This is a genomic window from Pseudoduganella sp. (genome assembly GCF_041914865.1).
Lineage (GTDB): Bacteria > Pseudomonadota > Gammaproteobacteria > Burkholderiales > Burkholderiaceae_D > Rugamonas.
This window is the reverse complement of record NZ_JAYSCO010000012.1, coordinates 15,206-36,348: the sequence shown is the minus strand read 5'-3', so window position 1 is coordinate 36,348 and position 21,143 is coordinate 15,206. Positions and strand designations below refer to the sequence as shown.

General features: G+C 55.4%; 15 protein-coding genes. 4 read left to right on the top strand and 11 right to left on the bottom strand.

Features of this window, described 5'->3' with window-relative positions; genetic code table 11:
* Nucleotides 1-65: 65 nt before the first annotated feature.
* The 4 genes from ACE3TQ_RS08315 to ACE3TQ_RS08300 are packed head-to-tail and all read right to left on the bottom strand — an operon-like array spanning nucleotide 66 to nucleotide 5,112.
* Nucleotides 66-2,075 carry a neutral/alkaline ceramidase gene (locus ACE3TQ_RS08315; protein WP_374581591.1) on the bottom strand — a complete coding sequence of 670 codons (2,010 nt, stop codon included), beginning with the start codon at nucleotides 2,073-2,075 and terminating at the stop codon, nucleotides 66-68.
* A gap of 39 nt (nucleotides 2,076-2,114) precedes the next feature.
* A complete protein-coding gene (locus ACE3TQ_RS08310) occupies nucleotides 2,115-3,404 on the bottom strand; it encodes an alanine racemase (RefSeq protein WP_374581590.1) in 1,290 nt (429 codons plus the stop codon).
* On the bottom strand, nucleotides 3,401-4,768 hold the full coding sequence (locus tag ACE3TQ_RS08305) for a D-arabinono-1,4-lactone oxidase (protein WP_374581589.1): 1,368 nt from the start codon (nucleotides 4,766-4,768) through the stop codon (nucleotides 3,401-3,403). The genes ACE3TQ_RS08310 and ACE3TQ_RS08305 overlap by 4 nt, the downstream gene beginning before the upstream one ends.
* Entirely contained in the window at nucleotides 4,765-5,112 is a 348-nt protein-coding gene (locus ACE3TQ_RS08300) for a cytochrome c5 family protein (protein ID WP_374581588.1), read from the bottom strand. The genes ACE3TQ_RS08305 and ACE3TQ_RS08300 overlap by 4 nt, the downstream gene beginning before the upstream one ends.
* 44 nt (nucleotides 5,113-5,156) lie before the next feature.
* Here ACE3TQ_RS08300 and ACE3TQ_RS08295 point away from each other — a divergent pair, with 44 nt between their 5' ends.
* Together ACE3TQ_RS08295 and ACE3TQ_RS08290 are read left to right on the top strand one after the other, a co-directional pair.
* Nucleotides 5,157-5,414 (top strand): hypothetical protein, encoded by a 258-nt coding sequence (locus tag ACE3TQ_RS08295; protein ID WP_374581587.1) that lies wholly within the window; start codon nucleotides 5,157-5,159, stop codon nucleotides 5,412-5,414.
* Nucleotides 5,415-5,483: 69 nt separating this feature from the next.
* On the top strand, nucleotides 5,484-6,587 hold the full coding sequence (locus ACE3TQ_RS08290; RefSeq protein ID WP_374581585.1) for a T6SS immunity protein Tli4 family protein: 1,104 nt from the start codon (nucleotides 5,484-5,486) through the stop codon (nucleotides 6,585-6,587).
* Between the two features lie 68 nt (nucleotides 6,588-6,655).
* On the opposite strand, the gene ACE3TQ_RS08285 is transcribed toward ACE3TQ_RS08290, so the two are convergent.
* Complete coding sequence (locus ACE3TQ_RS08285; protein ID WP_374581583.1) at nucleotides 6,656-8,167, bottom strand: TonB C-terminal domain-containing protein; 1,512 nt, start codon at nucleotides 8,165-8,167, stop codon at nucleotides 6,656-6,658.
* 296 nt (nucleotides 8,168-8,463) lie between these two features.
* Between ACE3TQ_RS08285 and ACE3TQ_RS08280 the strand changes: the two genes are divergently transcribed.
* On the top strand, nucleotides 8,464-8,682 hold the full coding sequence (locus ACE3TQ_RS08280; RefSeq protein WP_374581582.1) for a type II toxin-antitoxin system YhaV family toxin: 219 nt from the start codon (nucleotides 8,464-8,466) through the stop codon (nucleotides 8,680-8,682).
* Nucleotides 8,683-8,804: 122 nt separating this feature from the next.
* Here the strand turns inward: ACE3TQ_RS08280 and ACE3TQ_RS08275 are convergent, their stop codons facing one another.
* The 5 genes from ACE3TQ_RS08275 to ACE3TQ_RS08255 all read right to left on the bottom strand — a co-directional run bounded on the left by ACE3TQ_RS08275 (nucleotide 8,805) and on the right by ACE3TQ_RS08255 (nucleotide 17,732).
* The gene (locus tag ACE3TQ_RS08275; RefSeq protein WP_374581581.1) at nucleotides 8,805-10,847 is read right to left on the bottom strand and encodes an AIPR family protein; all 2,043 of its coding nucleotides are present in this window, start codon (nucleotides 10,845-10,847) and stop codon (nucleotides 8,805-8,807) included.
* An 11-nt stretch (nucleotides 10,848-10,858) separates the two neighbouring features.
* Nucleotides 10,859-11,812, bottom strand: coding sequence for a PD-(D/E)XK motif protein (locus tag ACE3TQ_RS08270; RefSeq protein WP_374581580.1), 954 nt, complete (start codon nucleotides 11,810-11,812; stop codon nucleotides 10,859-10,861).
* The gene (locus tag ACE3TQ_RS08265) at nucleotides 11,784-14,399 is read right to left on the bottom strand and encodes a Z1 domain-containing protein (protein ID WP_374581578.1); all 2,616 of its coding nucleotides are present in this window, start codon (nucleotides 14,397-14,399) and stop codon (nucleotides 11,784-11,786) included. The genes ACE3TQ_RS08270 and ACE3TQ_RS08265 overlap by 29 nt, the downstream gene beginning before the upstream one ends.
* Nucleotides 14,400-14,487: 88 nt before the next feature.
* Nucleotides 14,488-16,008, bottom strand: a complete 1,521-nt coding sequence (locus ACE3TQ_RS08260; protein ID WP_374581577.1) for an ATP-binding protein — start codon at nucleotides 16,006-16,008, stop codon at nucleotides 14,488-14,490.
* Between the two features lie 164 nt (nucleotides 16,009-16,172).
* The gene (locus tag ACE3TQ_RS08255; RefSeq protein WP_374581576.1) at nucleotides 16,173-17,732 is read right to left on the bottom strand and encodes a DNA cytosine methyltransferase; all 1,560 of its coding nucleotides are present in this window, start codon (nucleotides 17,730-17,732) and stop codon (nucleotides 16,173-16,175) included.
* Between the two features lie 39 nt (nucleotides 17,733-17,771).
* Between ACE3TQ_RS08255 and ACE3TQ_RS08250 the strand changes: the two genes are divergently transcribed.
* Entirely contained in the window at nucleotides 17,772-18,239 is a 468-nt protein-coding gene (locus ACE3TQ_RS08250) for a very short patch repair endonuclease (RefSeq protein ID WP_374581575.1), read from the top strand.
* Between the two features lie 342 nt (nucleotides 18,240-18,581).
* Here ACE3TQ_RS08250 and gyrB read toward each other — a convergent pair whose 3' ends face one another.
* Nucleotides 18,582-21,095 carry a DNA topoisomerase (ATP-hydrolyzing) subunit B gene (gene gyrB, locus ACE3TQ_RS08245; RefSeq protein ID WP_374581573.1) on the bottom strand — a complete coding sequence of 838 codons (2,514 nt, stop codon included), beginning with the start codon at nucleotides 21,093-21,095 and terminating at the stop codon, nucleotides 18,582-18,584.
* Nucleotides 21,096-21,143: the final 48 nt, after the last annotated feature.

Here is a 21,143-nt window from a genome sequence, read left to right as displayed (position 1 = left end):
AGGTGTTGTTGGCATGTTGGGGCGCAGCCATTTTACGCGGAATTGCAGGCCGCGCGCCCCCCTTTTCAGTTGACCTGGAAAGTCCTGCTGGTTCCCGCCAAGCCATACACATTGCCGTTCCATCCGTTCTTATAATCGCCATAGTGCCGGATGCGGTACTGCCCGACCGATGCATTGGCAGGAATTTCCCAGCCAATCACGGCGCGCGACGTTCCCCATACAGGGTCCACGCGCTCCCACCGGTAGGTGGTATTCCAATCCCCATCCGTCGCGACCGTGCGCCAGGCAGCGCCGTCCCAGCGCTGCACCTCGAGGAAGGTGCCGTTCTGGCGTAGGTTGTTCTTGGGGTGGCCCGTCCAGAACGAAACTTCCACGCGCTGTCCGCGTGCATAGCTTGCGTTGGCCTGGCGCTCCACATCGCCAAAGCTTTTGAAGATGGGGGTGTTGTCCAGCACCACGCCGGTCTGGAAGGACATCTGGTTATTCGCCAGGTCGCGCACGGCCGCGCTACCGCCGGCGGGAATACCTTGCCGCAGGGCTGTCGCCAGCTCGTTGAAGCTTTGCTGGTACGCCCCTAAAGTCCATTTGCCGAAGTGCGTGGACGCGCCTTCATAGTGCTGCGCATCGTACTCCTCCGGCGTGGTGACATAGCCGGAATAGGCATTCGAATAGCCAGCAAAGACCAGGTGCCGCACGCTATCGCCCAGCGCCGCCTTCACGGTATCGCGCACGCGCCGCCCTGCCATGATCGTGAATTCAGCCGGCGCCGCAATAATCGCCAGCTGCCCGATGCGAACGATGGAAACCGGCAGCACCTCAGGCGACCAGGGGAAGGGCGCTTGCGTACCCGTGGCCAGCAGCACAGGCTTCACGCCATGGCAATCGCGCACCCACTGCGGCGCTGGCGCGATAACGCCGCCCAGCGCCGTGAAGAAGGGATTGCCCGCCAGGTCGCCTTCATCAAAGCCGTCCAGCCCGCGCCCGTCCTCAGTGCCGGCCGCAAACGCGCTGCCAATCGCTGCGGGGCAGGTGTTGCGCTGCACGCCATCCGCAAAGCTACCCGCTACCGTTACGCGCGAGAAGTCGATATAGCGCTGGCGGTAATCGACAGTGCCCGACAGTGGCTCCAGCGCGCCGTTGTAGATCGACAGCGCCTTCTGCAGCTGCCGCTCACCGATAATGCGGGTGTTTTCCAGTTCGTTCGCCGTTGGGCCAGTGCCGTCCAGGTTCAGGTTTGGCGTCATATCGCCGGCGTTCGATTGCGCGAAAGCCGCTACAAAGTCCGCATCGGAGTTGTAGCGCACCCCTTTCAGCTCATGCTCCCAACGCCAGGCTGCGTAGCCTTTGTTATCCGGCGTGATCAGGCGATTGTTCGGCGTCATAGAAACGCCGTGCGTAGCGAACCAGCTGATTGCCCCCACATCCGTGCTGCCTTGCTTGAAGCGCAGTACCGTCATCTCCGGATCGATATTGCGCCCCCAGCGGTCGCGCTCCGCCTGCGGGTTGCGCAGGTACGCCGGCATAGAACGGTTGTTGCTCGCATCCGTCAGTTCACCTTTGCCGATGGCGATGCTGCCGGGCTTCAGGTCGCGGTGCGCCTTGTCGATGGCGGCCACAATGCCGCTGACAATGGCGTCGAACGTACGCTTGTTGAACCCATACGTCGTGAAGTTGTACAAGGCATAATGCGAATGGCCGCCAGGCCCGCCATGCGTGTGCGTGGCCGACAGGATCACGTTCTCCGGCCCATACACGCTGCCGTACTTTGCCTGCAGCTGCCGCAGCACCGCTTGCTGAACGCCCTGGAACACCATGCCCAGGTCGTTATTGACGAAGACCATGCGCCTGCCGCTGGCCTGGTCCACCACGATGAACGCGCGCGCGCGTTGCCGCATGTGGATGCCGGCGGTGACCTGCGACGTGGAGCCGTAGCCCATCATTCCCACCTCTGCCGCCTCGCCCGTAATGTCGGACATGCCGCGCCCGACAAGGAAAGGATCAGCGTAAGCCGTACCGCAAACCAGGATTGCGCCCAACACAGAAGCCAGGCGCACGAACCGAACTGAATTCGTCATGAACGTCCCCTTCAAAGTTGATCAACTACCGGAAAGTGCTTAAGGCATGGCTGGCATAACGGGCCAGCGCTGGGTGATGCGACCCGCTTCCATGACGGCGATGTCGCCGAATTGCTGAAGAACCGACTCGCTCTGGCGCGGCCGGAAGAAGATGTAGTCGTCCATGTGCAGGTCCTGCGTTCCGGAGCCGAGCAAGGCCTGCTGGTTGGACGAATTGCCATACAGTCCGCTGGCCGCCAGCCCTGCGGGTGACACCGGGTCTGCCAGCCAGTTGCCGCCGTAGACGAAGTAGACGCGCTCCTGGTTCACATCCCAGGCGCGTGCGACATCGCCCAGGGCCTCCACGCCGCGCGGCATCTGGAAGTGCCGTTCCGCCTTCAATACCGGCGTGGCGATGAAGGCGGCCGGCGCCAGGTCTTGCAGCAGCTCCGTATCGAAGTCGCTGGGCTTGACCAGCGCCGATCCCAGCGCAATTTCGTTCGCGGCCCCGCTGGCATCATGCATGCGGTAAGTGGGCGAACCGCCGGCGTTGAATATCAATCCTTCCGCACTACCGGATGGGCGCAAGGCTTGCGTTGCCAGCCCGGCGTACTCGCGGTAGATAGACTTGGCGTCGGCCAGCGCCTTCTCGCGCACGCTCGCCAGCGGCAGCTTGGGCACGTGCGCGTCGTAGCCCATCATCCCGGCCCATTGCAGGCGCGGCTCCGCCTTCAGGATGGCGAGCATCTCCTGCAGCATCTTCGCGTTGTCCACGCCGCCGCGGTGCAGGCCCACATCTATCTCCAGGCTAACCCGCATGTCCAGCTGCTGCGCGCGCGCCAGGTCGCGGTACTGGGCCAGGCGCTGCGGCGTATCCACCAGCCATTGCAGCTGCTTGCCTGGCTGGAAATGGCCCCCCTGGAAGTTGCGGTAGAACTCCGCCGCTGCCGCAACCGGCAAGGGCTTGCCCAGCAACAGGTCCACGTCCTCGCGCTGGGCAGCCAGCTGCTGCAGGTAGGGAAGGTTGAACACCATGAGCCGGCGTGTCTGCATGGTTTGCATCAGCAAGTCCAGCAAGGGCAGGCAGGGCAGGGACTTGGCCACCAGGCGCAAAGGCAGGCGGCCATTCATGTTGGCCATGACCTGGCGCGCGTTGGCCAGCAGCCTGTCCTTATCGATCACCATGGTTGGCGTGGCAATGCCCGCTGTGCGTAAGGCCTGCGAGGCGCGCGCGAAGTACTCGGCATGCGGCGCGCCTTTGTCGCGCGGACGTAGCGCCAGTGCTGTAGCGCCAACCAGGCCGGCGCCAATGGCGGTGATGACTATGCGTCGTTTGAGCGCCACCATCATGCCACCCCGAACAGCGTACGCAAATGCTGGTTCAGCATGCGACCTTTGGGATCCATCTGCTGTCGTAATGCCAGGAAGTCGTTCCAGCGTGGGTAGAGCGTGGCCAGTTCTTTCGCGCCCAGGTTGTGCAGCTTGCCCCAGTGCGGCCGTCCGCCATGCTTGCGGAAGATGGGGCCCAGGTCGGAGAGCAGGTAGTCGTAAGCCTCCCCATGCGCCGCGTGCACGGCAATGGAGCAGCTGTCGCGTTTGTAGAAGGGGCTAAGCCAGGCTTCGTCGCCCTTCACAAAGCGGAACTCCATGGGGAAAAAGACTTCATTGCGCTTCTCCAGCGCAGCGATCACCTCGCGCACGCAGGCAATGCCCGCCTCGCGCGGCACGTGGTACTCCGTTTCGTTGAAGCGTGTTGGGCGCACTGTGGAAAGCAGCTTCCAGGAGCGGTTCTTCGCCTCCTCGGTCAGGTCCGGGTCGATCAGTTTGCCCGCCGTCCAGCGTCGCAGGTCAGGGAACCGGCCCAGCCAGTCGCGCAGGGTGCGCAAGTCGCCCAGCATCTCTTCGTCTTGCGAATGGGGTACCAGCACGTCGCTGCCCTTGTACTCGTCGTGCGCAATGGCCGCTGCATAGCCGGTAAAAGGCAGGTAGTAGAACTCGAAATGCCTGTGCTTTGCCGCCAGCTCCCCCGCGCGCTCCAGCATTTCGCCGATGGGCCGCAGCCACACCTTTCGGTGCAGGCTGAAGGCGGGCACCACGCGCACGGTCGCCTGCGTGATCACGCCCAGGCTGCCGAGGGAAACGCGCGCCGCCGCCATCTGCTCCGGGTGGCGCTCCTGGTTCCATTCCACCACTTCGCCCTGCGGCGTGACCAGGCGCAGGGCCGTTACGTCCGCATGCATGGCCTGGATGGTGGCGCCGGTGCCGTGCGTGCCGGTGCTGATAGCGCCCGCCAGCGACTGCATGTCGATATCCGGCAGGTTGCGCAGGGCAACGCCCTGGGCGTCCAGCTGGCGTGACAGCATCGAAAGGCGCGTGCCGGCGCGCAGCGTGGCTGTCATGGCCGCCTTGTCGTGCGATAGCACGCCATGCATGCGTTCGAGGGAGACGATCGTATCGTTGGTCGGCACCAGGGGCGTGAAGGAATGGCCGGCGCCCACACAGCGCACCGTGCCGGAGGCATTGCGCAGCAGGTCGGCTAGTGCCTGTTCGTCGGCCGGGGTGGCCAGCGACTTCGCCTGGCATTGCTGCACCTCGGACCAGTTCTTCCAGCGGATGGTGCGTGTCTGCGCCTGTGCGGTGTGCGTGCGTCCCGCGAGCAGGCCTGCCGCCGCAGCCATGGCGCCGGCTTTCAGGAAAAGGCGGCGCTGCTTCATGTTCCGCTCCTTGCCATGAACAGGGTGAGGGCGCGCAGGTCGTCCGTGCTGCAGTCGTTGCACTGGCCCATGGCGGGCATGGCGTTGAAGCCTTCGCTGGCGTGGCGCACCAGCTGGTCGATGCCTTTGTCCAGGCGTGGCTTCCAGTGCGGGGCAAAGCCGGCTAGCGGCGCGCCGGTGCCGTTCACGGAATGGCAGGCCATGCAGGAGCGTTCGTAGCGCTCGGCCAATTGCACGTTCGCAGGCCGCGACGACTCGGCCCATTTCAGGTCTGCCGGTTCCGGCTCCTGCGTCGACGCCGAACAGGCAGTCAGCAAAATCGCAATCCACAACAACCAGCGCATCGATTCTCCTTCATCGCGAGGAACAACGTCTGAGAAGAATAACGATGAACTTTAAAAAAAACAATGTTTTCCAAATTGTCTGTTGTAGAAGTGTGCGGAGTTCCTTCCGAATTCGTTTCGCCAGTGCGGAATGGTTGTCCCATATCAACGTCGGTATTCTCGTGAATGCAATCATAGGCCTAATGGCGGCAAGCATTGGAACAACTGGCTGGGTGCCCCAATCTCTTTATGCCTTGAGAATGGAAAGTCAAGGTAAAGGGCTATCAATGCTTCAAGCTGCGGATATTGCAGCGGGTGTTTGAGCTACTTCATGACGAGTAATGCGCTGCACGAAGAATGGTGACCCCATCCACAATGAAGCGGAGCGATCCATGACTAACTTATTAAAGTTGACGTGGATGTTGGCTGTTTCGGTAGCCCTGGCGGTTAAAGGCCTGCCAGAAGCTTGGCAAGAAGGCGCATCCGGGGACGGAATGACTAGTGCCACGAATCGTCTAGTTGGATTGACTGAGCATATGCGACCCATTTGTGTTGGGCGCTTCGTCATTGACGTTCCGGAGAGCGCCGAAGTGATTTATGGTCCCGCGCGGTTACCGGTAGAAATATGGAGGCGTGAGGGGGAGGGCGTAGATTTTGACTTGGCAGTGGGGCGCGCGGTTGCGGAAAGCGAAACAAGGCGATGGCTAGGCTATGGTCCTCCGGCGGAAAAGGGATCGTTAGTGGGAAAAGTGATGGATGGTTTCACGAACAATCAGAAAATTGTTTTCGGTGTCGGGCGAGCTGATGGCGCCTACTACAATGTCCAATCGCTCATCAAACTTGGCGACGATCTCTATATCCAGGAATATCAAGCCTTTGGTGAGGGGCACAAATACCAAAAAGCTTTGACCGATGCTACGGAAATCGCGCGCCGGCTTCGCCGCCGGGCGGATGAAGAAATTCCGAGCGAACCCGGGATATGCCTGGACGGCGCATTTTTGCATGAGCCGCATCGCTACATGGTTGAAGCCGTTTCGCTTGGCATACGCTTAAAAGAGTTCGAAGACGTCCGAGTTTCGATTGAAATGACCAAAAAGGAGATCCGTATCGAATCGGATGCCCTTGAGCCCAGGCTGAAAGCCGCAGAGCGCGATGCTATTGCGAGTGGCAAAGGCGCTTGGTATGACCGGATCAGAATTTTGCGTAAGGGCACGAGGCGTGTGGGTAGTTGGGATGGATATGAGGTCGGGGCCAGAATACCGGCTCAGAAGGAAGGGGAAGAGCACCATGAATTTGCCTATCTGAGTCAGGGGGAACCTAAGAACCCTCTGCTCCCTGTATTGGATATCCAGATGCAGAGTGGCGTTAAGGGCAATGTGATAGGTCGCGTCAAACCAAGCATCAATGACGAAGAAGCCCTTTATCTATGGGAGAAATTTCTTGGATCAATCAGGCCTCGGACGGTACGGGCATCAATGCACGAGAGTGGACAGTAATACGAATCCTGAGAGCATGTGACTGGAGGTCTAAGGCACCAGGAAACTGCAGGTCCCCTCAAGCGGAATTACTGCAGCCGAATAGCCGTATCGAACACCCAGGTGCGGCGAATCTCGATCACGTCATACTGCCGCGCCAGTGCAGGAGGAAAGGCGGAATACGGAGCATGGCTCGCCACCACTTTGCGAATGGCCTCGTCTATCGCCGGCACGCCGCTGGAGACCACGAACGTCACCTTCTCCACCGAGCCGTCGGCCCGCACCGCGATCGTCACCATAGGCGGGACGTGACGCTGCTTCACTACATCGCGAACCATATCGAATGCCATATTGATCTCGAACTTTTTGCTGATGGCTTCCGCATACAGAACAAGGTCAGCGTTCGGATCTGCGCGGCCGAAGAGCCACCCCCGGCGCAGGCCGCTGACCGTTGGAAGCAGTGAGCGCGACGGATTCTTCAGCGCGGCTTCCCGCTGGGCAGCTTCTTCATTGAGCTGCCTGCCGATCGCCCGTAAGCGCTCTTCACGTTCGGCTTCCTGCCTGGCCTTCTCGAGCTGCGCCTGTTCTTTTCGCGCCTGCTCCAGCTGCGCGGCCTCCTGTTTGGCCGCCTCCTGCCGCGCCGCTTCCTTTCGTTCGGCATCGAGCCGCGCGACCTGGGCACGCTCCTGCTCCTTCCGCGCCTTTTCCTCTTGCAATGCCTGCTCCTGACGGAGTGCTTCGCGCCGCAAGTTCTCCTGGCGCACCAGCTCAAGACGTTCCGCCTCCCGCCGCGCCGCCTCCGCCTTTGCCAATTGTTCGGCACGGGCCACTTCTTCTTGCTTCGCTTGTTCCAGGCGAAGCGCCTCACGCCGCGCAGCCTCCTGGCGGGTGAGCTCGATGCGCGCGGCCTCGCCCCGTGCGGTTTCGATTCGTGCAGCCTCGACTCGCGCAGCTTCCGCACGAGCCGCCTCGGCGCGCGCAGCCTCGGCGCGGACGGCCTCTTGCCGCAGCAGCTCCTGCCGCGCAGCTTCGCGTTGGGCTTCCGCGATGAGTTCGGATTGCCGGAGCTTTTCTGCAACCAGCTTCTCCTGCTCGAGGCGCGCCTGCTCGTTAGCGCGTTCGCGCGTTTCCTGCTCGAGTTGTTTTTGCTTTGTCTCGGCGATGGCGGGCAAGACGACTGGCGGCGCCGCCGGAGCAGTGGGCAAAGGAATATCGGGCGTTTTCGCCGCGGTGGTGACCGGCGCAGGTGCCACTTGAGCGGGTGGCGCAACTGGCATAGGCTGGGGCGCCGATGCCACAGGGCTGGTGACTGGCGGTTTTTCTGCTACCACTGCCGGCGCGGCAGGCGCTATTGGCAGGGGGATGTCAGCGGGAGGTGGTGGCAGCGGCGAGGCTGGCGCGGCGGGCCGTGCCGGCAGAAGCAGGATCTCCAGGTCGTTAGCATGCAGGCGACGCTCCTGCCAGGGGAAGTGCAAGCCCGGAAGGCCGAAGCCTTGGCCACCGATAGACATGCTCAAAAGCAGCGCATGCGCGAGCATGGAAAGCAGCACCGCAATGCTCAGGCGCCATGGATCGCGCTGGCTGAAGACAGTCGAGCTCAAATTGCGAGCTCCCTGCGTTGAAACGCTCTGTCGTTCAAGTTCGCTGGATTGCTGGCCATTGCGGTGGTGTGAGCGGAGTTGTGAGAAGGTTAATGCAGCCTACCATAAGGCAAGCGGGTGGTGAGTGAATGGGGACTGTAGTGTGGCGGCCGAGCCATGTGAGAGTCTGCCTTTCCCGAGGTCGAACTTGACGAGGTAATGCACTTGCATTGCCATGAACAGCTGGTCCGACACCTGCGCGCACTGACCAAAGAAGTCGATATCGACCTCGACGCGCCGCTTTCGCTGGATGACGAATGATGCAGGTTCATGGATGGACTGTATTCGCCCATCCGCTATTCCTTAGCCAGCTTGAAATTCTGGTCACGCAGGTGGAGACGCTGAAGCGAAAAGATCCCATTGGCTATGTAAAGAAGAACGCGGCAAAGCGCCTGGCAGCCATCACTAAGCTGGCGATCGATGTTATCCCGCAGGAGACCCCACGCGGCCCGAATATCGACAAGGCGACTCGCTAGGCTGTATTCCGCGACCTAGACCTTCGGCGGCCGATACCGAACTTGGGAATTTCGGAAATTCAACCGATGTTGAGCGCGACGAAGTAATACACGAGCACTGCCAACTTATTTCGCAGGATGATTTACTGGTCGGAGGCGAACAGCTCGCGAATCTCTACTAAGCGAATTGCTTGTTTTTCGGATGGAAGCTTCCGTGGCATTGTGCATGCGATGTCGAGAATGGAAATATCTGATGGCTTTACATCAAGACTACCATTTGCCCATGCACGGACCGTTTTCCAGAATTCAGCACCAGCGTTGATTACTTCGATATATGCCTCGGCATCAGACACGCTTCTCTGCTCCTTCCTCGCATCCTTTACCTCAGAGCGGTTTTCGGACAAACTCTTGAGAAGCAGCGTAAATGCCGCAGACATTGGAACTGAATTCTGTTGCGCGAGATCCCAGCATGCTTTTCGTTTCGCCCATTCGGTAACGTTAATTACGTTATTATCTCGAGCTCCGTTCACAATTATTGCTTGTGCCAGCTCACATGTCTGAAGCAGTTGCTGTTCAAACGTCTCACTAAGGGATTGCTCTCGCCAGATCTTTTGATAATCAAATTCTGCTCCCCTTGCGCGAATAGCCTGCGCCAACATTGAGATCCCGTAGGTAACGGTTTGAGCGCGATAGCCCTGTGCATACCAAGCGGCCTTTTGAACCAAGTATTCCGCTCTTCGGAATATTATTATCTGGGCTATAACAACTTTGAACCAATATTCATTGAAATCGTGTTGACTATGTTCCCAGGTCGAGCTGATAAACTCGGCGAACTTTGCGAAGTTTTTCTGGCCACCTAAGCTAACCTCATGCGGTAAGCACCGGAATGTCTGGACATACTTCGCCAGTTCAGTCTTATCGAAGACTTGTTTTTTTGGATACCGTGCGAGGAACTCCCTCTTCTTCGCATCGGAGAGGTAAGCCATCGCGTTTATGTACTGTCCCTTAGTCCGCTCATAGAACCAATTTGTCAAGATTTGCGAGCCATTGACCGCAGGGGCTAAAAGTTTGCGGGAAAGGTTTTCAACGACGATATGGAATGGATGATTGGAAAAGAAGTCTGAATCACTGATCCGATTCTGACTATTGGCGAATCGAGAAATTTTTGGAACAAGTTCAGAAGCAATTTGCGGCGGAACGACCGAAAGTTTCATTTGTACACTAACCTGCTCAATCTGTGCGCTCTTGTCTTTTTTCGCCACGTTAAAGATGGACGCAGTAGTTTGGCCACCATTTACGATTTGTAGGTTCCTTACCGACTTAACAAACGAAACTCCCCCCGCCCGTTCCTCTAAGATTTCCTCAGCGGTAGCAGAGATTCCATTGTTGTACGGAAAGAAGCGTCTTGGCTCGTCAAGAATCGTTTTCCGAATGCCTTTGTTGACTTTTCCGCGGACCTGTAAAAACGTCCTAACATTTTGTTCAAGCAACCGGCTTCCGTACTGATCGTAAATCTTTGCTAGCCAATCCCCGGGTATCACGGATAAATAGCATTTCACTTCACCATTGCCGTCGTCGGCTGGCAGCCCAACCATTGCCTTACCAAACATTTCCTCGAAATTTACTTCGATTGGTTCCGGTTCGCCTTTACCTACTGTGAGAGCTAGGCGATCGAGATCCCAAATTCGATAGGTACACTCCCGCCCAGCGATAATTTTAGGAGTAAGCTCCTTTACCTTTGTAGTGAGCAACGCATTCGTAATCAAATAGAACCGAACACGTTCGATTTGCGGTCCCTGTTCCAAAATGGTGCATGCAAGCCCATAAGCTGGGTGCGAGGTTTCCATTTGCTCCACGAAATCTGCCGTGCAACCCTTTTCGAAGAAGGTCTCTACACGTTTGAAGGCCTTGTCCATTTCCTGCTTGCTCATGCGTTCAATGGATTCACTAGCTCGACAGTCAACCACGTACAACTCTAGCAAGTTGTCTTCCCAGTTCAACGAATAGCCGTCGACACGTGTCGAGTCGTGGATGTACTTGCAGGGCGTGAAATCTTCTATTGATCCGGCTTCTGCGAGATATTCGGTAACTATTTCCGCAAAGGCTTCGTCGGTGAAATTCGAAAAGACATCGGCTCTTAGCGCCACGTCCTGCATTAATGCCTGATGAAACATTTCCAGATCCATTCGCTTCTCCACTAATTCCATTCAGGCTCAGACTCGAAAGGTAAACACGCGCTGAGCTCTATTCCATAATTAACTGCTGTGATTCCTAAAGGTAAATTCATGCTTAACCTTGGAAAACCGTCCCGAACCTTGTAGTAGCGAGGACTTGACAAACGGAAGAGTCTACGGCGATAGACAGGATGATCCACATAGCCAAAAAGCAGAAGTTGATCGTCAAATCTGTCGACGGTCTCTTGATTCTGCAGCATTCCGCGAATATTCTCGATCAAGGACGGCGCGGATACGGAAAGAGCATCCGATTCAATTGTTTCGCCAATCGTATAATGGACAAGATATAGGTTGGCATCGGTCACCCAAAGCTGCTCAATACTCGATATCCGAATAACATCGCTTGAACCTGCAAGCTTGGTCTTCACTTCGAAGACCTCTCTCCCAATTGAGAAGTCTTGGGGAGCTCCACTTGGCCCGAGCCAGAAGTTGATCGATTTATCTCCGAAACGTGGAATCAGCTGAGAATAGATAAAGTACAGCTCACCAATCAGCCCTCGAAGTTCTGAATCGTTTAGGAGCCCGGAGTTTGGTTTGCTCAGAAATGCTTGCCATTTAAATAGCTGCTCAAGTGTAGCGTTGAGGAGCTCTTCATCGGTCATCGCTATCTGAGTTCGGGCCACGATATTGCGGCAAAGTGCCACGAAAATCTCTACCGACGTTACGTCTTGAAGGCGTAGGACCAAGCGCCCCTCTGACAACGTAATAGCGATACCCCTTAAACTAGGAAGTTCGCAGGTAGTCGAGAAACCGTTTTTGCTCTCTAAAACTAGAAGCTTTCTTCCCTCGGAGTTTAAGGCCCAAAAAAATGAATGTGGATGCGATGAATCAATCCTTCGTGCCCGGAGTTCCCCGATGGTCGCTTTGCTGTCAATTGCTGCCCACGGGTTATTTTCCGACGCCACTTGCTGCCTCATTTTCGTCGTCCTCATCCATCTGGTCTTGGTATTGGGTTTTCCACCAAACAGTGTTGACCATGTATTCAACCTCGACGCCGCGCCCCTTTCCTTTGAGGCCAGGGAAGCTAATACCCCATGCACATACGTCGTTTGCGATGACGTCCGTTTTGTCATCGGGAGTGACAAGGTTCAAAACGTGAAGCATGAGTAACGGCCGTGTTCGCACGTTTCGATATTCGACGTCAGCTATATTCTTGTTCTCTGCACCAGATTCGGCGGTAGCAATCTGAGTCTTAGTTAGACCTGCCTTCTCCGCGCCTCTCGACGCTACGCGCATTTTGCTCCCCCCAACCAAGTAGCAGCCGGCCTTAATTGCAGTTGATCGTACTTGTGCGGCAACCCCTACAGGACCAACGGGCGTTTCGTGACCGGCTCTAAGGGAATAGAGGCAAACGTCCCAGTTCTTGAACGTCCCCATGTTGGCTTTGATGAACTCGATGACAGGCCTTGCTTGGGTGATTGCGCTTGCATCATCGTGATTGTCAAAGCGATTTAGGAAATTGCAAACATCATTTGCGTCTATTTCGGACCAAAGGTGTCCATGCTCACCCCTCTCGTATGCCTTCGCGCTGATGGAGGCCGTTTTAATGAACTCTACGAGGGCAGAAAAGTTGGATGAAATCGCGTGGGCGTCTGCCTTCAAATAAGCCGTTTCGATCAGACGCCCGGCTAGGGAGACTGAATGCACAACTTTTTTGCCGGTACGCATCTTGTTGCGAGCCGTTACGATCAAGGAATCCGGGTGGGTTCGGACCTTTAAGCCAAACTCTTCTGGCGTTCGAGCTTGCTTTTCCATTAAGCGGAATTCGGAGCGGAGTTCGTCGATTGCATTCGATATGTGCGAATACCAGCCAACCGCCTCACTAGTCATGTAAATGCTACAAAGATCTAGGTAGCCATCTCGATAGCCGAACCAGCGTCCCATTTGCAGAAGGGTGTCGTACATGATTGAGTTACGGATAAAGTAGCTCGTCATGAGGCCTTCTAACGTAAATCCGCGAGAAAGGCTTAGCCCGCCGACTGCAATGACATGTAAGCCGTTTTCAGAGTGATTTTTATAGTCAAGGCGGTCAGGTGACGAATTATTAATAGTCCGTACAACAATCGCGCCTACCGCCTGTGGTAATGCCTTTTTTACTTGCAGCCATTCTTCACTGCACTCAGGAAAAAAAAGGTCCCATGTCTGCTTAAGAGATGAATATGTGGGATCTTTCAGCGCGGCCTGATCGGGAAGGGCACCATGCAACTTGACAGCATTCAGTATCTCATCGAGATAGTCGGTCAATAGACCTGTGACCTGGCGTTGGACAGTATTAAACCTCGAAACATTTACAAGCATGGAAGAATGATCTTGACCTCTCCCTCTCAGTATTCGAACTGCTCGCGCAAGTACAAATCGCCGAGTTGCCTCTAGTAAACTTTGGGGAAGTGCTCCTACGCTTAAATCAATTTTATGCTTCTCGGGGAAATGTTTGGTATGGTCAGAGACGGGATTTATCAAATGCGCGAGGTCTCCAGATTCACCAAAAATTCTTGCAGCGCTTACGTAATTTGCGGGAGCGTCCAGTGTAACAACAAAGTCTTTCGGGAAAAGATCATCTTCGAACATGGAATGGTTCGATTCCGGGTCGATGTAAATGTTTGCGAAAGGTGTTGCTGTATACCCGACGTAGCTGTTTTGATCAAAAAGCGCCAACAGTTTTCGAATCAAGCCATTAATTTTGGTTGGATCACCCTCGCCCTTTGCCACGTTTACCGACGCGTTGTCGGCTTCGTCATCAATCAAGAGCATTGGAGTACTTTGAATCTTCCCGCCCTTAATGTCATTCAGGCTAAGGAGCCATTCGTATAGATTTTGAAGTACCGTAGCCTGCTTCTTGACAACGAAAATTACCGGTTCACTGATTGAATTCAAGGAGAATGTTGCAGCCTTAGCCGAATCTTTTCGAAAATCGTACTCGCGTGAGGTCAAGCTGAATGGGAGTCGCGTAACGTCTGAAATACGGCCCACACCAATCTTGATATCCTTCAATGGAAGGTTGCGGTCTTTTTTGTCGGTGTCCACACCAATAAATGCTTCTTCAACTCGCTGTTGAGTTTGGCTTCGCAAATTATTGTGCACCCCGGCTAAAAGTATAATGACCTTGTAACCGTAGTCGGCTCCTTTGCAGACCACTCCATTATAGTTTGCGGTCTTTCCAGATTGCACATGTCCGACTACTAGCCCCCGGCGCTTCCAAGGTGCAGCCAGATGCGGGTTCTGTAGAAGGCCTACGATTTTATCTGTATCCCGGCCGATTGTGCCAATCACGTTTTTGGGAAAACCATTCTGCAACAAGTAGTCACGATAGCGATTCCAATAGAATAACTCGGTTTCCGCTCGTCGATCTGAAAGCCATTCCTTAAACGGCAACTGAACTACGGTTGCATCTGGCATTGAAATGTCCAACTTCTCTTCGATCGACTTGGAAATCTGTTCGATGAAAAGAGCCTCATTGTCGAACTTCGGCGCATCGGTATCTTGAATTTGCAGGGTCAGTTTCACTACGCTGCGGATTAGTTCGGAGGTTACTGTTGTGCGCCGGCTTAAGTTGCTTTTAACTTGGTTCTCGAATTCTTGAGGGCTCAATTGTTCATCCCTTTCGTTTGAGTCGCAGGATGTAGGTGGAAATAAACTTCTGTGCGGAGCTAAAAGGTTCGGTAGTCCGCATTACGTGTTCGATCTCTGATATCTCAAGCTGAGGCTGGTCCCCAAAAAGCAATTCAGCCAATTTTTCTAACGTTTCCTCGGGCTCCACAGGTGCATCGGTTGCCTTCGGATCCGCTGCCATATCGTTAAACAAGGTGGCGAATGGGAGTGATGCGCCCAAAATATTCATTAGTCCATCAAACCGTTGCCTCAAACTCGCTGGTAGATCTAACCGCAATTCGCTCAGAAGTGGATGAGCTGAATTAGGAACATATGAAATCCGGTTATTGTGATGATGTCTGGTCCAAACAGGAATGTTTTTGGAGCTTAGGACTGAAGTACCACGGTGAACATAGGGCCGCTTCGCTCCCTCTCTAATTTTCTCAAGAATTCCTCGAAGACGCCTTTTAACGGCCTCCGGTGGATGGGCACGCGATTTACGCACATCGATGGTCCACAGATGGTCAAGGGTATTTGGAATGTCTACTTGGACTCGCGCGAGCTTAGTTATCTCATCTTGTGTAGCCATTCGGAACCAGGTTCCATGGATGATAAGTCTGCGGTTTCGGTATATGTAAAAGCCTTGGTTTCGGAGATAGCCCTCTTTTCCACCGGCGGCCTCATATGTTGACTGCGAAACCTTGCTATGATGTGGGAGGATATATGGCCGAAGAGTGACCGTCTTCCCTTCAATTTCTAGAACTTCTTCCCCGAGATGCATTGTTGCAGGGTGCCGTGCATTGAACGGGTCATTTGGTTCAATCGAAAAATTGTTTACTTTAAACGATATCTTTGGCTTGCCAGGCTCACCCGAGATAAATCGATGAAAAATGAGCGATACATGTTCACAAATTGCATTAATACGCTCGTTGAAGACAATGTGGGAACTCGTTGGGTTCGAGCCTAAGTCTAAGCGGTCAAGCTTCCGCCAGAGGACAATCGTTCCACCTAACTTGAGCTCGTTGGGACCGATTGGAAAGCTTTCGATCTCTGGCGTTAAAGGTCTTCTTAACAGCCATTTATTTCGATCACGTACAATGTCAAGATCCCATTGGCGACAATGCACTTCACCTTCTTTTGCCGTAATGACGGTGAGTTCGCGGCATTGCGAAAATGATGCAGTTTTCAATCCCAATCCGAACCTACCGAGGTCATTAGGCTTGCGAGTTTGAAGCGGGTCTTTACCGCCTGGTCGCATTGCCTCAACGAGCTCCTTCTCTAGCATGCCATCGCCGTCATCGACCACCGCTATCCAAGGTTGATTCTGATGGCACCATCCAAATCTAATATCAATATTGCGCGCTGATGCTGAGATTGAGTTGTCAATGATGTCGGCAATCGCTGACTCAAGTGAGTAGCCGATATCTCGAAGAGCCTCAATCATGTTCGAAGCCGCAGGCTCGATTACTTCAAAATCCTCACGGGGATGCTCTCTATTGCTTGATGTCGTCAACGCGGTTGTCATCGAAATATTTGCGGATGTAAGCCAACGGTGTCAGTTACAAACAGTATAACTGGAAGTTTCGATATGTAACGATATATTTTTAGGTTTACCGGGTGGCGGAACCGTGACCTAGAAGGGCCAATAAGTGAATGTGCCGACGTAAGCGCCGGCACTTGATTAAATGGTCAGGATAATATTTCCTTAACTATCTTCGCGATTTTACTGGCCAGATATGGAGGAACTGCATTCCCAACCTGCTGAAACTGCTGGGTCCGGTTTCCTTGGAAGTAGTAATCGTCTGGGAACGTCTGTAATCGAGCTGCCTCCCTGACGGTTAAGCTACGGCACTGACTTGAATCATAATGAATGAAATAATGTCCATCTTTCGCGATATGACTTACAACTGTCGTAGAAGGGGATTCGGCGATCTGGACCCGGAATCGGTCTGAAAAGTACCCGCTTTGCCAGTTGTCGTGTTCGGGGGCCAACCCAGGCAGACAGAAGTCCTCATGGCCTTTTGGTGCATAGCCTCTGGCCTTCGCAAATGCGGAGGCAAACAAATAGCGACGAAGGTCACTCTCCATATGGCCGCGAGCCTCATGATTTAGCACGAAATGCAAATTGGAGAGTGCTCCTTTGCTGTACCAGTTCCGAAGCTCGTCAGGGCAATACTTGGGGGCTTTATATTTCCGCGGCCAAGTACCAGTATCTGAGGGCAAGTTGCTAATTGATCGAACTAGGTCGAGTTCCCGCCCAACATCCTCCATGCCAAACTTTCTGGATTTCGCGAGGAGGGCGAGTTCCTTGGCATTGCCATAGAAGATCTCTTTCCATTTATCGGCATCATCACCTTTTGAAATGCTGCTCCGAACGCGCGGCAAATCACCGATCGCTTGCCTCACTGTAACGGACTGCTTCAACTCGATTAAGGTTTGTGGCTTCCATCCGATTTCCTTCTTTGCATGAACATCTTCCCTGATGCCAAGTAAGATTACTCGGTGACGTGCTTGGGGGATCCCATACCGCTCGGCCTTGACTACAAACTCTCGCGCATCAATCTCGTGCGGGTCATCATGGCGCGTAAAGCAGGCAGGTGTCACCAGTGAATGTATTCGATAACCACATCCAGCCAGATCCTTCAGGATATTGTGGAAGATGCGCTGTCCCCCTACTTTTGACGACAGAATACCCTTCACGTTTTCCATTACGAATACGTGAGGCTTATACTCCAAAATAATTCTCAAGTATTCCCGGTATAAGAAATGCCGGTGATCATTCTCTGCTTTATAGTCGGCCTTACCTTTGTTTCTTGATCGCCCAACTAGCGAATATGCCTGACACGGAGGGCCTCCAATTAAGACCCAAGGTATCGTCGCATCGATCTTGTGGGCAGCTATCGCTTTGTCTAGCAGTGTATTACTTTGCGGCTCCCCCAACGTTAGCTGGAGTGCTTCCCCACAAGCCTCGATCCACGCCTCCGCTGTACGTGCATCCCACTCCGGCAACGGAGTTGAGTCTCTTGGTACCGGAAGCTTACCATTGCAAAGATCAAAGTACGGCGCAATGGCGGTTGCGCCCCGTCGTTGCAAGATTCTGTAGAATGCGCGGAGACGAAGCGTCGCATGAGCGGACGACTCCATTTCCGCAGAGACCGCAATACGGAAGGATTCTAGCGACGAGAATCCTTCTCCGAGCCCGCCTGGGCCAGCAAAAAGATCCACAATTTTGATAGCATTTTTACTCATCGTTCGTTCAATTTTCTAAGTCTCGCCAGGTTACCAGGAATGGCTGATATTGTCGATCCCAGCGCCCGCTCGCGCATGATGGCCGGTATTCGTGGAAAAGATACAAAGCCAGAGTTGTTTCTTCGACAGGGGCTTCATCGATTAGGCCTGCGCTATCGATTACATTGTCGAGATATGCCGGGGAGGCCGGATCTAGTTTTTCCAAAATATAGAGTTGCGCTGTTCGTACACGGCTGCTATTGGCATCGTCATCAAGGGTGTCGGCTTTGTAGTGTTCCGGCCCAGAACAGCGAGTTTTGGCGAGAGAAATTTGAAAGAAACATGAGTCGTGACAAGCGACAGTTTGCCGAACTAAGAGAGGCAGGTTGGAGGGTTCTCATAATTTGGGAATGTGTATTGCGAAGAAAAGAAGCGACGGAATTATTCGTATCTATAGCTGGGGAAATTCGAGATGGAAAATCGGATTTCCGTGAGTGGCCAGCAAGGCTGAAGCTCCCCGGAACATAAAGAAAAATCGCATTGCCCCGTATTCAAGTGAAACAACGCTCATGAAGGTAAATTGCAGAGCTGAATATTAGGGTACGCCAGTCCGAGTACATTTTGCGATACCACCGAATGATGTTTTGATGCCGGTATCGGCATGGTCGCGAATGGTGGGGTATTGGAGTAGGGCGGAGGCAGTCCTATAGTTGGCGCTAAAGATCGCTGACTTCAGCAATATCTGAAGGTTCTTGTCGCGCAGCGCATTATAAAGTTATTTTGGCAACGTTTTCGGATGAGCATCGCGACGATGGCGAAGGAAAAAAAAACGGCCCCCATTGGAGGCCGTGATGAACGTAAAGATTGCCGTTATACGTCGATGTTGCCTGCGCGCAATGCGTTGGTTTCGATGAAGTTGCGGCGTGGTTCCACGTCGTCGCCCATCAGGGTGGTGAAGATCTGGTCGGCGGCAATCGCGTCTTCGATCTGCACCTTCAGCAGGCGGCGGACGGTTGGGTCCATGGTGGTTTCCCACAGCTGCTCTGGGTTCATCTCGCCCAGACCCTTATAGCGCTGCTTGGACACGGTGCGTTCGGCTTCTTCGCGCAGCCAGTTCATCGCGTGGTGGAAGTCGACCACGGCGCTTTCCTTGGTGCGCTCGCCTTCGCCGCGGCGGATCACGGCGCCTTCGCCAATCAGGCCGGTGAAGGTCGCTGCGGCTTCGGCCAGCACGCGGTAGTCGGCGCTCTGTACGAAGTCGGCGTCGATCAGGGAGACCTTCACGTTACCGTGGTGCAGGCGTTCGATGCGCAGGGTGTGCTTGTCGGTCAGTTCGTCGGTGGTGACGGTGACTTTGACGGCGGCGTCGTTGATGTTGGCTTCCAGCGCTTTGGCCGATGCCTGGGCGGAGTCCAGGGTGTCCAGGTTCAGCGTAACGCCAGTCATGATGGCGGTCAGCGCGGCGCGGTCGATCACGCGGGTCAGGCGGGTCATGATGGCGTTGGCCATGTTGTACTGGCGTGCCAGTTCGCCCAGCGCTTCGCCCTGGATTACTTCCGCGCCTTCGCGCGGGGTCAGCACGGCGGTGTTCAGCGCTACGTTCATCATGTAGCCGGCTTCTTCCAGGTCGTCCTTCAGGTAGCGTTCATCGCGGCCGGCCTTCACTTTGTACAGCGGTGGCTGTGCAATGTAGATGTGGCCGCGCTCTACCAGCTGCGGCATCTGGCGGTAGAACAGCGTCAGCAGCAGGGTGCGGATGTGGGCGCCGTCGACGTCCGCGTCGGTCATGATGATGATGCGGTGGTAGCGCAGCTTTTCGATATTGAATTCGTCGGTGCCGATGCTGGTGCCCAGGGTGGCGATCAGGGTGGTGATCTGCTCGGAGGACAGCATCTTTTCGAAGCGCGCCTTCTCCACGTTCAGCACTTTACCGCGCAGTGGCAGGATGGCCTGGAACTTACGGTCGCGGCCCTGCTTGGCGGAGCCGCCTGCGGAGTCACCCTCGACGATGTACAGTTCGGACAGGGCTGGGTCTTTTTCCTGGCAGTCGGCCAGCTTGGCGCTCAGGCCCAGGCCGTCCATCACGCCTTTGCGGCGGGTCAGGTCGCGTGCTTTACGGGCCGCTTCACGGGCGCGCGCTGCTTCCACGATCTTGCCGCAGATGATCTTGGCGTCGTTCGGCTTTTCCATCAGGAAGTCGGTCAGCGTCTTGGCGACGATCTCTTCGACCGGGCCGCGCACTTCGGAGGACACCAGCTTGTCTTTGGTCTGGGACGAGAACTTCGGCTCCGGCACCTTCACGGACAGCACGCAGGTCAGGCCTTCGCGCATGTCGTCGCCGCTGATTTCGACCTTGGCTTTCTTGGCGAAGTCGTTCTCGTCGATGTACTTGTTGATCACGCGGGTCATTGCCGCGCGCAGGCCGGTCAGGTGGGTGCCGCCGTCGCGCTGCGGAATGTTGTTGGTGAAGCAGAGCACGTTCTCGTTGTAGCTCTCGTTCCACTGCATGGCCACTTCCACGCCGATTTCGGTGCCGGGAATGCCGCCATAGCTGTCGGCCGGGCGGCTGCCCGTGGCGTGGAAGGCCGTGGGGTGCAGCACCTTCTTGTTGGCGTTGATGAACTGCACAAAGCCCATCACGCCGCCGGCGCCCGAGAAATCGTCTTCCTTGCCGCTGCGCTCGTCCACCAGGCGGATGCGCACGCCGTTGTTCAGGAAGGACAGCTCGCGCAGGCGCTTGGCCAGGATCTCGTAGTGGAAGTCGTTGTTCTGCTGGAAGATTTCGGTGTCGGGCAGGAAGTGCACTTCGGTGCCGCGCTTGTCGGTGGCGCCGGTGACCTTCATGGGCGAGACTTCGACGCCGTCCACCGATTCGATGATCCGGTTTTGCACAAAGCCTTTGGCGAACTCGATCTGGTGCACCTTGCCATCGCGGCGCACAACCAGACGCAGCCACTTGGACAAGGCGTTCACACACGACACGCCCACGCCGTGCAGACCGCCCGAGACCTTGTAGCTGTTCTGGTTGAACTTGCCACCGGCGTGCAGCTCGGTCAGCGCGATCTCGGCAGCCGAGCGCTTGGGCTCGTGCTTGTCGTCCATCTTGACGCCCGTGGGAATGCCCCGGCCGTTGTCGGTCACGCTCAGGGAGTTGTCGGTGTGGATGGTGACCACGATGTCGTCGCAGTGGCCCGCCAGCGCTTCGTCGATCGAGTTGTCCACGACCTCGAACACCAGGTGGTGCAGGCCGGTGCCGTCGGACGTGTCGCCGATGTACATGCCGGGACGCTTGCGGACTGCTTCCAGGCCTTCCAGGATCTGGATCGAGGAGGCGCCGTATTCTTCTGCTTTGGCCTTTGGTTGTTCGTTGTGGCTTTCGGACATGGACTGCTTTCTCTCTTAACGAATTTCTTCTTCTAAACCCGGTAAACC